Here is an 18,063-nt window from a genome sequence, read left to right as displayed (position 1 = left end):
AATAATTAATCTAGACTTAGACTTCCATCTAAGCCTAGATTTATTTTCATTTTATCTGATGTATAAATAACCGGCCAATTTCTGAGTTTTCCCAAAATCATCTATATATTCTACTACATAGAAGTATGTACCAGTCGGTAATTTCTCACCTTGCTCGACAGTAACTCGTCCTTCTGAAACACCTTCAAACCTACGAGTTTCATTATCGTAATTCTCAGTGTTATAAACCTCAATACCCCATCTATTATAGATATGAACTGTATTCTCAAAATTCTCAATTCCTTCTAATATGAAATAATCATTTCTACCATCCTCATTAGGCGTAACTGCATTCCATACTCTTATTCGACGTGGATCTGAATCTAGATAATCTGGAATTCCATCACCATCGATATCACTAGTATCTCCTGTGTTTGGATTACCATCTCCATCTGGATTTGGCCCTTCATCCATAGTATCAATTCCATCGCCATCATCGTCTGTATCTAGGTAGTCTGGTATGCCATCTCCATCAGAGTCTTGATCGGTAGGATCATTATCACCATCATAGTCTTCAAAAATCGTATCTACACCATCTCCATCATCATCGGTATCAAAAACATCTGGAACACCATCTCCATCTGTATCGCCTCTTGTAAGTTCCACTCCATTTGGAACATTATCCATATCACAATCTGCATCTAACCATTCTTGAGAAGGTGTTGTTGATTGATCATCTAGATTAACGCTACATGGATCTTGTGGATCTGTAGGATCTCCACCGTTTGGAGGGAATAATTCATCAATATTGGATACGCCATCTCCATCACAATCTAAGGCATCCCATGCTCCTGATGCTAGACTTACGTCTTGTGATATTGAGTCATAATCACATGGATCTTGAGTATCAGTCCCGTCTATTAATTCCTGTCCGTTAGTTACTCCATCACCATCACAATCTAACATAGCCCATTCATCACTTGGAGTTATTGTCTGACTAGTGGTAAGATAATCACAAGGGTCATTTAGATCAGTACCGTCTGCGATCTCATCACCATTAGTAACTCCATCACCGTCACAATCTGCATCTAGAAAATCGCCTCCTTGAGTTAAAGTAATACTTCCTACTATTAGATCACAAGGATCAATTGGATCAGTCCCATCGATTATTTCATCACCGTTAGTAACACCATCACCATCACAGTCTAGCGCATTCCAAACTGATGTTACTAATGTTAAATCTTGGCTGTTCACATCATAATTACAAGGATCTTGTGGGTCGGATCCATCATTTAATTCGGTACCGTTTGAAACACCGTCACCATCACAATCAGCACCTTGCCACGCTGGAGAAGTAACAGACACATCCTGTTGTGATGCATCGTAATCACATGGGTCATTAGGATCTGTTCCTGCTGTTAATTCGTCTCCATTAGTCACTCCATCACCATCACAGTCTGCTGACAAATAGTCTCCTGATTGAGCAACCGTAATACTTCCAACATTTAAATCACACGGATCGTTTGGATCAGTTCCGTCTGCTATCTCATCAGCATCGGTCACTCCATCTCCATCACAATCTACTGTGCTCGTTACTGATACTGTTATCTGTGACACGTTGTAATCACACGGATCGTTAGGGTTAGTACCATCTGGTGTACCTGGATCTCCATCTGGACCATTGATCTCATCAGCATCGATTACTCCATCTCCATCACAGTCTACTGTGCTGGTTACTGGTACAGTTACGCTACTTACGTTATAACTACAAGCATCGTTTGGATCGGTTCCGTCTGCAATCTCATCGGCATCTATCACACCATCTCCATCACAGTCTACTGTGCTAGTAACTGATACCGTAATATCTGCAACATTGTAGCTACATGCATCGTTCGGATCGGTTCCTGCTGCTATCTCATCAGCATCCGTTACTCCGTCTCCATCACAATCTACGTTACTTGTTACTGCTACTGTTATACTTGCTGGATCATAACTACACGCATCGTTTGGATCAGTTCCGTCTGCTATCTCATCAGCATCCGTTACTCCATCTCCATCACAATCTACTGTGCTTGTTACTGCTACTGTTATTTGTGACACGTTGTAATCACATGGATCGTTAGGGTTAGTACCATCTAGTGTACCTGGATCTCCATCTGGACCATTGATCTCATCGGCATCAGTTACTCCATCTCCATCACAGTCTACTGTGCTGGTTACTGGTACAGTTACGCTACTTACGTTATAACTACAAGCATCGTTTGGATCGGTTCCGTCTGCAATCTCATCGGCATCTATCACACCATCTCCATCACAGTCTACTGTGCTAGTAACTGATACCGTAATATCTACAACATTGTAACTACATGGATCATTTGGATCGGTTCCTGCAGCTATCTCATCAGCGTCAGTTACGCCGTCTCCATCACAATCTACTCCACTTGTTACTGATACTGTTACACTTGCTGGATCATAACTACACGCATCGTTTGGATCGGTTCCATCTGCTATCTCATCAGCATCCGTTACTCCATCTCCATCACAATCTACTATGCTTGTAACTGCTACTGTTATTTGTGACACGTTGTAATCACATGGATCGTTAGGGTTAGTACCATCTAGTGTACCTGGATCTCCATCTGGACCATTGATCTCATCGGCATCAGTTACTCCATCGCCGTCACAATCTACTGTGCTGGTTACTGGTACAGTTACGCTACTTACGTTATAACTACAAGCATCGTTTGGATCGGTTCCGTCTGCAATCTCATCGGCATCTATCACTCCATCGCCATCACAGTCTACAGTACTAGTTACTGCTACAGTAATATCTGCAACATTGTAGCTACATGCATCGTTTGGATCAGTTCCGTTTGCTATCTCATCAGCATCCGTTACTCCGTCTCCATCACAATCTACGTTACTTGTTACTGCTACTGTTATACTTGCTGGATCATAACTACACGCATCGTTTGGATCAGTTCCGTCTGCTATCTCATCAGCATCCGTTACTCCATCGCCATCACAATCTACTGTGCTTGTTACTGCTACTGTTATTTGTGACACGTTGTAATCACATGGATCGTTAGGGTTAGTACCATCTAGTGTACCTGGATCTCCATCTGGACCATTGATCTCATCGGCATCAGTTACTCCATCTCCATCACAGTCTACTGTGCTGGTTACTGGTACAGTTACGCTACTTACGTTATAACTACAAGCATCGTTTGGATCGGTTCCGTCTGCAATCTCATCTGCATCTATCACTCCATCGCCATCACAGTCTACAGTACTAGTTACTGCTACAGTAATATCTGCAACATTGTAGCTACATGCATCGTTCGGATCGGTTCCTGCTGCTATCTCATCAGCATCCGTTACTCCATCTCCGTCACAATCTACACCACTTGTTACTGATACTGTTACACTTGCTGGATCATAACTACACGCATCGTTTGGATCGGTTCCATCTGCTATCTCATCAGCATCGGTCACTCCATCTCCATCACAATCTACTGTGCTCGTTACTGATACTGTTATCTGTGACACGTTGTAATCACACGGATCGTTAGGGTTAGTTCCATCTGGTGTACTTGGATCTCCATCTGGACCATTAATCTCATCAGCATCCGTTACTCCATCTCCATCACAATCTACTGTGCTGGTCACTGGAACTGTAATACTACCTTGATCATAATTACAAGCATCTGTTGGATCGGTTCCGTCTGCAATCTCATCTGCATCTATCACTCCATCGCCATCACAGTCTACAGTACTAGTTACTGCTACAGTAATATCTGCAACATTGTAGCTACATGGATCGTTTGGATCAGTTCCGTTTGCTATCTCATCAGCATCCGTTACTCCGTCTCCATCACAATCTACGTTACTTGTTACTGCTACTGTTATACTTGCTGGATCATAACTACACGCATCGTTTGGATCAGTTCCGTCTGCTATCTCATCAGCATCCGTTACTCCATCGCCATCACAATCTACTGTGCTTGTTACTGCTACTGTTATTTGTGACAAGTTGTAATCACATGGATCGTTAGGGTTGGTACCATCTAGTGTACCTGGATCTCCATCTGGACCATTGATCTCATCAGCATCGATTACTCCATCGCCGTCACAATCTACTGTGCTGGTTACTGGTACAGTTACGCTACTTACGTTATAACTACAAGCATCGTTTGGATCGGTTCCGTCTGCAATCTCATCAGCATCTATCACTCCATCGCCATCACAGTCTACAGTACTTGTTACTAATATCGTAATATCTGCTACGTTGTAACTACATGCATCGTTTGGATCGGTTCCGTTTGCTATCTCATCAGCATCCGTTACTCCGTCTCCATCACAATCTACACCACTTGTTACTGTTACTGTTACACTTGCTGGATCATAACTACACGCATCGTTTGGATCGGTTCCATCTGCTATCTCATCAGCATCGGTTACTCCATCTCCATCACAATCTACTGTGCTGGTTACTGATACTGTTATCTGTGACACGTTGTAATCACACGGATCGTTAGGGTTAGTTCCATCTGGTGTACTTGGATCTCCATCTGGACCATTGATCTCATCGGCGTCAGTTACTCCATCGCCGTCACAATCTACTGTGCTGGTCACTGGAACTGTAATACTACCTTGATCATAATCACAAGCATCTGTTGGATCGGTTCCGTCTGCAATCTCATCGGCATCTATCACTCCATCTCCATCACAATCTACTGTGCTCGTTACTGCTACAGTAATATCTGCAACATTGTAGCTACATGCATCGTTCGGATCGGTTCCTGCTGCTATCTCATCAGCATCCGTTACTCCATCTCCGTCACAATCTACACCACTTGTTACTGATACTGTTACACTTGCTGGATCATAACTACACGCATCGTTTGGATCGGTTCCATCTGCTATCTCATCAGCATCGGTCACTCCATCTCCATCACAATCTACTGTGCTCGTTACTGATACTGTTATCTGTGACACGTTGTAATCACACGGATCGTTAGGGTTAGTTCCATCTGGTGTACTTGGATCTCCATCTGGACCATTAATCTCATCAGCATCCGTTACTCCATCTCCATCACAATCTACTGTGCTGGTCACTGGAACTGTAATACTACCTTGATCATAATTACAAGCATCTGTTGGATCGGTTCCGTCTGCAATCTCATCTGCATCTATCACTCCATCGCCATCACAGTCTACAGTACTAGTTACTGCTACAGTAATATCTGCAACATTGTAGCTACATGGATCGTTTGGATCAGTTCCGTTTGCTATCTCATCAGCATCCGTTACTCCGTCTCCATCACAATCTACGTTACTTGTTACTGCTACTGTTATACTTGCTGGATCATAACTACACGCATCGTTTGGATCAGTTCCGTCTGCTATCTCATCAGCATCCGTTACTCCATCGCCATCACAATCTACTGTGCTTGTTACTGCTACTGTTATTTGTGACAAGTTGTAATCACATGGATCGTTAGGGTTGGTACCATCTAGTGTACCTGGATCTCCATCTGGACCATTGATCTCATCAGCATCGATTACTCCATCGCCGTCACAATCTACTGTGCTGGTTACTGGTACAGTTACGCTACTTACGTTATAACTACAAGCATCGTTTGGATCGGTTCCGTCTGCAATCTCATCAGCATCTATCACTCCATCGCCATCACAGTCTACAGTACTTGTTACTAATATCGTAATATCTGCTACGTTGTAACTACATGCATCGTTTGGATCGGTTCCGTTTGCTATCTCATCAGCATCCGTTACTCCGTCTCCATCACAATCTACACCACTTGTTACTGTTACTGTTACACTTGCTGGATCATAACTACACGCATCGTTTGGATCGGTTCCATCTGCTATCTCATCAGCATCGGTTACTCCATCTCCATCACAATCTACTGTGCTGGTTACTGATACTGTTATCTGTGACACGTTGTAATCACACGGATCGTTAGGGTTAGTTCCATCTGGTGTACTTGGATCTCCATCTGGACCATTGATCTCATCGGCGTCAGTTACTCCATCGCCGTCACAATCTACTGTGCTGGTCACTGGAACTGTAATACTACCTTGATCATAATCACAAGCATCTGTTGGATCGGTTCCGTCTGCAATCTCATCGGCATCTATCACTCCATCTCCATCACAATCTACTGTGCTCGTTACTGCTACAGTAATATCTACAACATTGTAACTACACGCATCGTTCGGATCGGTTCCTGCGGCTATCTCATCAGCGTCAGTTACTCCATCTCCGTCACAATCTACACCACTTGTTACTGCTAAAGTCACACTTGCTGGATCATAACTACACGCATCGTTTGGATCGGTTCCGTCTGCTATCTCATCAGCATCGGTTACTCCATCGCCATCACAATCTACTGTGCTTGTTACTGCTACTGTTATTTGTGACAAGTTGTAATCACATGGATCGTTAGGGTTAGTACCATCTGGTGTACCTGGATCTCCATCTGGACCATTGATCTCATCGGCATCAGTTACTCCATCGCCGTCACAATCTACTGTGCTGGTTACTGGTACAGTTACGCTACTTACGTTATAACTACAAGCATCGTTTGGATCGGTTCCGTCTGCAATCTCATCGGCATCTATCACTCCATCTCCATCACAATCTACTGTGCTCGTTACTGCTACAGTAATATCTACAACATTGTAACTACATGGATCATTTGGATCGGTTCCTGCAGCTATCTCATCAGCGTCAGTTACTCCATCTCCGTCACAATCTACACCACTTGTTACTGCTAAAGTCACACTTGCTGGATCATAACTACACGCATCGTTTGGATCGGTTCCGTCTGCTATCTCATCAGCATCGGTTACTCCATCGCCATCACAATCTACTGTGCTTGTTACTGCTACTGTTATTTGTGACAAGTTGTAATCACATGGATCGTTAGGGTTAGTACCATCTGGTGTACCTGGATCTCCATCTGGACCATTGATCTCATCGGCATCAGTTACTCCATCGCCGTCACAATCTACTGTGCTGGTTACTGGTACAGTTACGCTACTTACGTTATAACTACAAGCATCGTTTGGATCGGTTCCGTCTGCAATCTCATCAGCATCTGTCACTCCATCTCCATCACAGTCTACAGTACTTGTTACTGCTACAGTAATATCTACAACATTGTAACTACATGGATCATTTGGATCGGTTCCTGATGCTATCTCATCAGCATCCGTTACTCCGTCTCCATCACAATCTACGGTACTTGTTACCGCTACTGTTACACTTGCTGGATCATAACTACACGCATCGTTCGGATCAGTTCCATCTGCGCATTCTGCAGAATTAGTAACACCGTCACCATCACAGTCTTCAAAACCAATCGAGTTTGCTGGATCGCTGGTCAAAATTAGACATACATCAACCGTTCCAGATGTTACATCGTCACAATCAATAACAACAGTTATGGATACATTACCTACATCAGTTAATCCATCTTCATCTTCTAGCGTATAGTCAAAACTAACACTTGTTAAATTTGGTCCAGGCGTAACATCTAAGATCCCGTTTGTCTGAAGGGTTACCGTAGTACCATCACTTAAGGTTACTGTCGATCCTGGTGCTATCGGAGTTACTACTCCTGTTGCTGGATCGATGATCTCGGTAATCGTCAAATTAGCATTGTCGCCATCTGGATCATCATCACCGTCTAATACATTGATATTGATCAAGGCTTCTGTATCTGTAGTAGCCACTTCATCATCCGCTACTGGTGGTAACTGAGTGAAAGTTATATCTACCATACCTGTATCAGTTAAACCGTCTTCATCTGCAACTGTGTATTCAAAACTGATTGGCTCTGTGCTGTCTGTCGCTGGAATAACATTTAAGGTTCCATCTGGATTTAACTCTACTACCGTACCATCAGCCAAAGTCACTGGTGAACCTACCGATATCGCCTGACCTTCTACCTCAGTGATTGTCAAGTTTGCATTATCACCATCTGGATCATCATCGCCTGCTAACGCATCTACCGTCACTGGAGTATTGATCGTCTGGTCTGCTAGAATCTCATCATCTGCTACTGGTGGTAACTGAGTGAAGGTTATATCTACCATACCTGTATCAGTTAAACCGTCTTCATCTTCAACTGTGTATTCAAAACTAATCGGCTCAGTACTATCCGTTACTGGAATAACATTCAAGGTTCCGTCTGGATTTAACTCTACTACCGTACCATCGGCTAAGGTCACTGGTGAACCTACCGATATCGCCTGACCTTCTACCTCGGTAATTGTCAAGTTTGCATTATCACCATCTGGATCATTATCGCCAGCTAACGCATCTACCGTCACTGGTGTATTGATCGTCTGGTCTGATAGAATCTCATCATCTGCTACTGGTGGTAACTGAGTGAAGGTTATATCTACCATTCCCGTGTCAGTTAAACCGTCTTCATCTTCTAAGGTATACTCAAAACTAATCGGCTCCGTACTGTCTGTCGCCGGTGTAACATCTAAGGTCCCGTTTGTCTGAAGGGTTACCGTAGTACCATCACTTAAGGTTACTGTCGATCCTGGTGCTATCGGAGTTACTACTCCTGTTGCTGGATCGATGATCTCGGTAATCGTCAAATTAGCATTGTCGCCGTCTGGATCATCATCACCGTCTAACACATTGATATTAATAGGTGTGTTTATAGCTTGATCTGTTAAACTCTCATCATCTGCTACTGGTGGTAACTGAGTGAAAGTTATATCTACCATACCTGTATCAGTTAAACCGTCTTCATCTGCAACTGTGTATTCAAAACTGATCGGCTCTGTGCTGTCTGTCGCTGGAATAACATTTAAGGTCCCATCTGGATTTAATTCTACTACCGTACCATCAGCTAAAGTCACTGGTGAACCTACCGATATCGCCTGACCTTCTACCTCAGTGATTGTCAAGTTTGCATTATCACCATCTGGATCATCATCGCCAGCTAACGCATCTACCGTCACTGGAGTATTGATCGTCTGGTCTGCTAGAATCTCATCATCTGCTACTGGTGGTAACTGAGTGAAGGTTATATCTACCATGCCCGTGTCGGTTAAACCGTCTTCATCTTCAACTGTGTATTCAAAACTAATCGGCTCAGTACTATCCGTTACTGGAATAACATTCAAGGTTCCGTCTGGATTTAACTCTACTACCGTACCATCGGCTAAGGTCACTGGTGAACCTACCGATATCGCCTGACCTTCTACCTCGGTAATTGTCAAGTTTGCATTATCACCATCTGGATCATTATCGCCAGCTAACGCATCTACCGTCACTGGTGTATTGATCGTCTGGTCTGATAGAATCTCATCATCTGCTACTGGTGGTAACTGAGTGAAGGTTATATCTACCATTCCCGTGTCAGTTAAACCGTCTTCATCTTCTAAGGTATACTCAAAACTAATCGGCTCCGTACTGTCTGTCGCCGGTGTAACATCTAAGGTCCCGTTTGTCTGAAGGGTTACCGTAGTACCATCACTTAAGGTTACTGTCGATCCTGGTGCTATCGGAGTTACTACTCCTGTTGCTGGATCGATGATCTCGGTAATCATCAAATTAGCATTGTCGCCGTCTGGATCATCATCACCGTCTAACACATTGATATTAATAGGTGTGTTTATAGCTTGATCTGTTAAACTCTCATCATCTGCTACTGGTGGTAACTGAGTGAAAGTTATATCTACCATACCTGTATCAGTTAAGCCGTCTTCATCTGCAACTGTGTATTCAAAACTGATCGGCTCTGTGCTGTCTGTCGCTGGAATAACATTTAAGGTTCCATCTGGATTTAACTCTACTACCGTACCATCAGCTAAAGTCACTGGTGAACCTACCGATATCGCCTGACCTTCTACCTCAGTGATTGTCAAGTTTGCATTATCACCATCTGGATCATCATCGCCTGCTAACGCATCTACCGTCACTGGAGTATTGATCGTCTGGTCTGCTAGAATCTCATCATCTGCTACTGGTGGTAACTGAGTGAAGGTTATATCTACCATTCCCGTGTCAGTTAAACCGTCTTCATCTTCTAAGGTATACTCAAAACTAATCGGCTCAGTGCTATCCGTTACTGGAATAACATTTAAGGTTCCGTCTGGATTTAACTCTACTACCGTACCATCGGCTAAGGTCACTGGTGAACCTACCGATATCGCCTGACCTTCTACCTCGGTAATTGTCAAGTTTGCATTATCACCATCTGGATCATTATCGCCAGCTAACGCATCTACCGTCACTGGTGTATTGATCGTCTGGTCTGATAGAATCTCATCATCTGCTACTGGTGGTAACTGAGTGAAGGTTATATCTACCATTCCCGTGTCAGTTAAACCGTCTTCATCTTCTAAGGTATACTCAAAACTAATCGGCTCCGTACTGTCTGTCGCCGGTGTAACATCTAAGGTCCCGTTTGTCTGAAGGGTTACCGTAGTACCATCACTTAAGGTTACTGTCGATCCTGGTGCTATCGGAGTTACTACTCCTGTTGCTGGATCGATGATCTCGGTAATCATCAAATTAGCATTGTCGCCGTCTGGATCATCATCACCGTCTAACACATTGATATTAATAGGTGTGTTTATAGCTTGATCTGTTAAACTCTCATCATCTGCTACTGGTGGTAACTGAGTGAAAGTTATATCTACCATACCTGTATCAGTTAAGCCGTCTTCATCTGCAACTGTGTATTCAAAACTGATCGGCTCTGTGCTGTCTGTCGCTGGAATAACATTTAAGGTTCCATCTGGATTTAACTCTACTACCGTACCATCAGCTAAAGTCACTGGTGAACCTACCGATATCGCCTGACCTTCTACCTCAGTGATTGTCAAGTTTGCATTATCACCATCTGGATCATCATCGCCAGCTAACGCATCTACCGTCACTGGAGTATTGATCGTCTGGTCTGCTAGAATCTCATCATCTGCTACTGGTGGTAACTGAGTGAAGGTTATATCTACCATGCCCGTGTCGGTTAAACCGTCTTCATCTTCAACTGTGTATTCAAAACTAATCGGCTCAGTACTATCCGTTACTGGAATAACATTCAAGGTTCCGTCTGGATTTAACTCTACTACCGTACCATCGGCTAAGGTCACTGGTGAACCTACCGATATCGCCTGACCTTCTACCTCGGTAATTGTCAAGTTTGCATTATCACCATCTGGATCATTATCGCCAGCTAACGCATCTACCGTCACTGGTGTATTGATCGTCTGGTCTGATAGAATCTCATCATCTGCTACTGGTGGTAACTGAGTGAAGGTTATATCTACCATTCCCGTGTCAGTTAAACCGTCTTCATCTTCTAAGGTATACTCAAAACTAATCGGCTCCGTACTGTCTGTCGCCGGTGTAACATCTAAGGTCCCGTTTGTCTGAAGGGTTACCGTAGTACCATCACTTAAGGTTACTGTCGATCCTGGTGCTATCGGAGTTACTACTCCTGTTGCTGGATCGATGATCTCGGTAATCGTCAAATTAGCATTGTCGCCGTCTGGATCATCATCACCGTCTAACACATTGATATTAATAGGTGTGTTTATAGCTTGATCTGTTAAACTCTCATCATCTGCTACTGGTGGTAACTGAGTGAAAGTTATATCTACCATACCTGTATCAGTTAAACCGTCTTCATCTGCAACTGTGTATTCAAAACTGATCGGCTCTGTGCTGTCTGTCGCTGGAATAACATTTAAGGTCCCATCTGGATTTAATTCTACTACCGTACCATCAGCTAAAGTCACTGGTGAACCTACCGATATCGCCTGACCTTCTACCTCAGTGATTGTCAAGTTTGCATTATCACCATCTGGATCATCATCGCCAGCTAACGCATCTACCGTCACTGGAGTATTGATCGTCTGGTCTGCTAGAATCTCATCATCTGCTACTGGTGGTAACTGAGTGAAGGTTATATCTACCATGCCCGTGTCGGTTAAACCGTCTTCATCTTCAACCGTGTATTCAAAACTAATCGGCTCAGTGCTATCCGTTACTGGAATAACATTTAAGGTTCCGTCTGGATTTAACTCTACTACCGTACCATCGGCTAAGGTCACTGGTGAACCTACCGATATCGCCTGACCTTCTACCTCGGTAATTGTCAAGTTTGCATTATCACCATCTGGATCATTATCGCCAGCTAACGCATCTACCGTCACTGGTGTATTGATCGTCTGGTCTGATAGAATCTCATCATCTGCTACTGGTGGTAACTGAGTGAAGGTTATATCTACCATTCCCGTGTCAGTTAAACCGTCTTCATCTTCTAAGGTATACTCAAAACTAATCGGCTCCGTACTGTCTGTCGCCGGTGTAACATCTAAGGTCCCGTTTGTCTGAAGGGTTACCGTAGTACCATCACTTAAGGTTACTGTCGATCCTGGTGCTATCGGAGTTACTACTCCTGTTGCTGGATCGATGATCTCGGTAATCATCAAATTAGCATTGTCGCCGTCTGGATCATCATCACCGTCTAACACATTGATATTAATAGGTGTGTTTATAGCTTGATCTGTTAAACTCTCATCATCTGCTACTGGTGGTAACTGAGTGAAAGTTATATCTACCATACCTGTATCAGTTAAGCCGTCTTCATCTGCAACTGTGTATTCAAAACTGATCGGCTCTGTGCTGTCTGTCGCTGGAATAACATTTAAGGTTCCATCTGGATTTAACTCTACTACCGTACCATCAGCTAAAGTCACTGGTGAACCTACCGATATCGCCTGACCTTCTACCTCAGTGATTGTCAAGTTTGCATTATCACCATCTGGATCATCATCGCCAGCTAACGCATCTACCGTCACTGGAGTATTGATCGTCTGGTCTGCTAGAATCTCATCATCTGCTACTGGTGGTAACTGAGTGAAGGTTATATCTACCATACCTGTATCAGTTAAGCCGTCTTCATCTTCAACTGTGTATTCAAAACTAATCGGCTCAGTGCTATCCGTTACTGGAATAACATTTAAGGTTCCGTCTGGATTTAACTCTACTACCGTACCATCGGCTAAGGTCACTGGTGAACCTACCGATATCGCCTGACCTTCTACCTCGGTAATTGTCAAGTTTGCATTATCACCATCTGGATCATTATCGCCAGCTAACGCATCTACCGTCACTGGTGTATTGATCGTCTGGTCTGATAGAATCTCATCATCTGCTACTGGTGGTAACTGAGTGAAGGTTATATCCACCATTCCCGTGTCAGTTAAACCATCTTCATCTTCTAAGGTATACTCAAAACTAATCGGCTCCGTACTGTCTGTCGCCGGTGTAACATCTAAGGTCCCGTTTGTCTGAAGGGTTACCGTAGTACCATCACTTAAGGTTACTGTCGATCCTGGTGCTATCGGAGTTACTACTCCTGTTACTGGATCAATGATCTCGGTAATCATCAAATTAGCATTGTCGCCATCTGGATCATCATCACCGTCTAACACATTGATATTAATAGGTGTGTTTATAGCTTGATCTGTTAAACTCTCATCATCTGCTACTGGTGGTAACTGAGTGAAAGTTATATCTACCATACCTGTATCAGTTAAACCGTCTTCATCTGCAACTGTGTATTCAAAACTGATCGGCTCTGTGCTGTCTGTCGCTGGAATAACATTTAAGGTCCCATCTGGATTTAACTCTACTACCGTACCATCAGCTAAAGTCACTGGTGAACCTACCGATATCGCCTGACCTTCTACCTCAGTGATTGTCAAGTTTGCATTATCACCATCTGGATCATCATCGCCTGCTAACGCATCTACCGTCACTGGAGTATTGATCGTCTGGTCTGCTAGAATCTCATCATCTGCTACTGGTGGTAACTGAGTGAAGGTTATATCTACCATGCCCGTGTCGGTTAAACCGTCTTCATCTTCAACTGTGTATTCAAAACTAATCGGCTCAGTACTATCCGTTACTGGAATAACATTTAAGGTTCCGTCTGGATTTAACTCTACTACCGTACCATCAGCCAAAGTCACTGGCGAACCTACCGATATCGCCTGACCTTCTACCTCGGTAATTGTCAAGTTTGCATTATCACCATCTGGATCATTATCGCCAGCTAACGCATCTACCGTCACTGGTGTATTGATCGTCTGGTCTGATAGAATCTCATCATCTGCTACTGGTGGTAACTGAGTGAAGGTTATATCTACCATTCCCGTGTCAGTTAAACCGTCTTCATCTTCTAAGGTATACTCAAAACTAATCGGCTCCGTACTGTCTGTCGCCGGTGTAACATCTAAGGTCCCGTTTGTCTGAAGGGTTACCGTAGTACCATCACTTAAGGTTACTGTCGATCCTGGTGCTATCGGAGTTACTACTCCTGTTGCTGGATCGATGATCTCGGTAATCATCAAATTAGCATTGTCGCCGTCTGGATCATCATCACCGTCTAACACATTGATATTAATAGGTGTGTTTATAGCTTGATCTGTTAAACTCTCATCATCTGCTACTGGTGGTAACTGAGTGAAAGTTATATCTACCATACCTGTATCAGTTAAACCGTCTTCATCTGCAACTGTGTATTCAAAACTGATCGGCTCTGTGCTGTCTGTCGCTGGAATAACATTTAAGGTCCCATCTGGATTTAATTCTACTACCGTACCATCAGCTAAAGTCACTGGTGAACCTACCGATATCGCCTGACCTTCTACCTCAGTGATTGTCAAGTTTGCATTATCACCATCTGGATCATCATCGCCTGCTAACGCATCTACCGTCACTGGAGTATTGATCGTCTGGTCTGCTAGAATCTCATCATCTGCTACTGGTGGTAACTGAGTGAAGGTTATATCTACCATACCTGTATCAGTTAAACCGTCTTCATCTTCAACTGTGTATTCAAAACTAATCGGCTCAGTGCTATCCGCTACTGGAATAACATTCAAGGTTCCGTCTGGATTTAACTCTACTACCGTACCATCAGCCAAAGTCACTGGCGAACCTACCGATATCGCCTGACCTTCTACCTCGGTAATTGTCAAGTTTGCATTATCACCATCTGGATCATTATCGCCAGCTAACGCATCTACCGTCACTGGTGTATTGATCGTCTGGTCTGATAGAATCTCATCATCTGCTACTGGTGGTAACTGAGTGAAGGTTATATCTACCATTCCCGTGTCAGTTAAACCGTCTTCATCTTCTAAGGTATACTCAAAACTAATCGGCTCCGTAATGTCTGTCGCCGGTGTAACATCTAAGGTCCCGTTTGTCTGAAGGGTTACCGTAGTACCATCACTTAAAGTTACTGTAGATCCTGGTGCTATCGGAGTTACTACTCCTGTTGCTGGATCAATGATCTCGGTAATCGTCAAATTAGCATTGTCGCCGTCTGGATCATCATCACCGTCTAACACATTGATATTAATAGGTGTGTTTATAGCTTGATCTGTTAAACTCTCATCATCTGCTACTGGTGGTAAACAAGAGACTGGAATTACAGTTAAAAATACTGCTGTACTCTCACAACCCGTAGAGGTATTCAATACCGTTACTTCATAATCACCTGGAGCTAAACCTATGAAATCACCTGTTGTATTTGTTTGTGCGGCAACTACTGGAGAAACACCTGTTAATTCATAAACTTCATTTGTGCCCAAGCTCGGTGCTGTAACATCTATTGTACCTGTTGGTGTAGTACACGTTGGCTGTACAGTTACTGAGGCCGTTGGTGTTACTGGGTCTGCTGGAACAGTATTTATAGTTAGAGCTACTGCTGTACTTTCACAACCTGCAGCCGTATTCAATACCGTTACTTCATAATCACCTGGAGCTAAACCTGTGAAATCACCTGTTGTATTTGTTTGTGCGGCAACTACTGGAGAAACACCAGTTAATTCATAAACTTCATTTGTTCCCAAGCTCGGTGCTGTAACATCTATTGTACCTGTTGGTGTAGTACACGTTGGCTGGACAGTTACTGAGGCCGTTGGGGCGGTAGGGCCACCTGGCGGAGCATTTACTGTTAAAGATAAAAAAGTACTCTCACATCCAGTAACTGTGTTTAATACTGTTACATCATAATCACCTGGTTGTAATCCACTAAAAATCCCATCTGTATTATTGGTCTGCGCAGGTACTGCTGGTGTTATTCCTGTTACTTCGTACACCTCATTTGCACCTAAAGCAGGAGCCGTTACTGAAATTGTACCTGTGGGTGCTGGGCAAGAAGGTTGTTGAGTTACTGTTGCTGTTGGAGTAGTTGGATTAGCTGGGACCGAATTTACTGTTAAAGAAATAGCAGCACTCTCACAGTTTCCTGCCGTGTTGAGTACTCTTACCTCATAATCACCTGGTTGTAATCCACTAAAAATCCCATCTGTATTATTGGTCTGGGCTGGCACTGCTGGTGTTATCCCCGTTACTTCATACACCTCATTTGACCCTAGAGCAGGAGCTGTTACTGTAATTGTTCCCGTAGTTGAGATACACGTTGGCTGTTGAGTAACAGTTGCTGTTGGAGTTGTTGGAGTAGCAATTACTGTTAGGGTAATTGTATCCTCTGCCGGACATATATTATTAGGACTACTTACTTCTACTCTATAAACATTACCATTCATAGCTGGAGTTACAGATGTCAAATTAAGTGTCTGTGTAGTTGCAATTACTGTGGTACTTGGATTTAAATACCAATTATAGGTGAGCCCAGCTGAAGAAGGTGAAGAATTAGTATCATCACTAGCATCACCTGTAGGCCCGAAATTGGTTACCTGAGTAAATGTAGCATTTGCTGTAAACGCCACATTATTACCTTCACAAGCGGGTAAAGCTGGTGCAGCAGAAATAGACGAAATTGTTACTGTTTCAGAAATTGTTTCAGCACCATCTGCTCCATCGTAGCCACCAGTAATTGGCGCAGCACCTGTAACACGGCCAAAAGAATCTACTGTAGTAGGAGGATTACCTAGAATACCATCACCGTTAGGATCAACTCCACCAGATTCTAAAACATCATTACAACCATCATTATCTGAATCTAAATCATAAATATCAAAAATACCATCACCATCTGTATCACAATCTGGTGTAAACGAAGTAAGGTAAGGTATCAATTCACTCTCAACAATACCTTGTGCACCTCCCCAAAACTCTGCTCTTATCCTTATAAATTCCAAATCTGAGAGAATATTATTATAATCAGTAACAGTACCAGAAAAGTTTGCTTGGTTTATATTTAAAATTATTTCGAAATCTCCTCCATTAACTTGAGTGTCTAGAAAAGGATTTGCGCCAATTTGGGCAGTAATTTGATTACCTCCATCTCCTATCAATATAAAATCATCAACACCTGGAACTAAATTCGAAAACCAACTATTAGAAGCAGAATTATCATCCAAAAATATTCTAAACCGGACATTCCTACCATCTAAGTCCGAAAAATCTTGACCACTAAATGCAAGTTGGTAAAACGTTATACCTAAAGCTTGATCAATGTATCTGAGTCCAACTTCATTATTACTGGGCCCAGCATTGTTAACGGCTGGCGTTCCGGATGCACCGCCTTCTACAACTGTAACATCTCCTGAGTTAATAGCATCTAATAAAAATGCTCTGCTAATTGTTACTTCATTACATTCAGCTACATCATCAATACCATCATTATCCGCATCTAAATCATCTTGATTGAGTACTAAATCCCCATCGCAATCGCCAAGAGGACCTTCTTGCCCTGGAGGACATTGCCCAAAACCAGAAAACACCACTGATACCATCAGTAGCGCTGCAAGGAAATATTGTTTAAAATCTACTAATGCTGTTATATCAACTGAGCATTCATTTTTCAAAACGGAAGGAATTGTAGTTTTTCCCATAATAATCATTAGTTATTTCTTAAAAGTTGGTTGGAATGTGTTGTAGAAAATTTTAGATAGGATATTATTTCTACTAAAGAAATCAGACAATATTAAAATATATGTAAAAAAATAAACCTGTTAGTCTCATGTCTAAAGGGGAATACATTATATAAGCTTAATCTAATAAGCAGTATACAATGGATATTAATTAATAGCTTTGGTTAG

1 protein-coding gene is annotated in these 18,063 nt (G+C 42.8%); it reads right to left on the bottom strand.

Going from position 1 to position 18,063, the window contains the following annotated elements:
- Positions 1-51: 51 nt before the first annotated feature.
- Positions 52-17,856: an Ig-like domain-containing protein gene (locus I5168_RS06025; protein ID WP_431472694.1), complete on the bottom strand. Its 17,805-nt coding sequence runs from the start codon at positions 17,854-17,856 to the stop codon at positions 52-54.
- Positions 17,857-18,063 lie beyond the last annotated feature (207 nt).

It is taken from the genome of Nonlabens sp. SCSIO 43208, from assembly GCF_050703575.1.
Lineage (GTDB): Bacteria > Bacteroidota > Bacteroidia > Flavobacteriales > Flavobacteriaceae > Nonlabens > Nonlabens tegetincola.
The sequence above is the reverse complement of the archived record's forward strand: the minus strand, read 5'-3'. Positions and strand labels throughout refer to the sequence as shown.

Excerpts from the sequence above, each read along its gene's own strand:
- I5168_RS06025 (WP_431472694.1), bottom strand. The coding sequence starts at position 17,856 with ATGGGAAAAACTACAATTCCTTCCGTTTTGAAAAATGAATGCTCAGTT.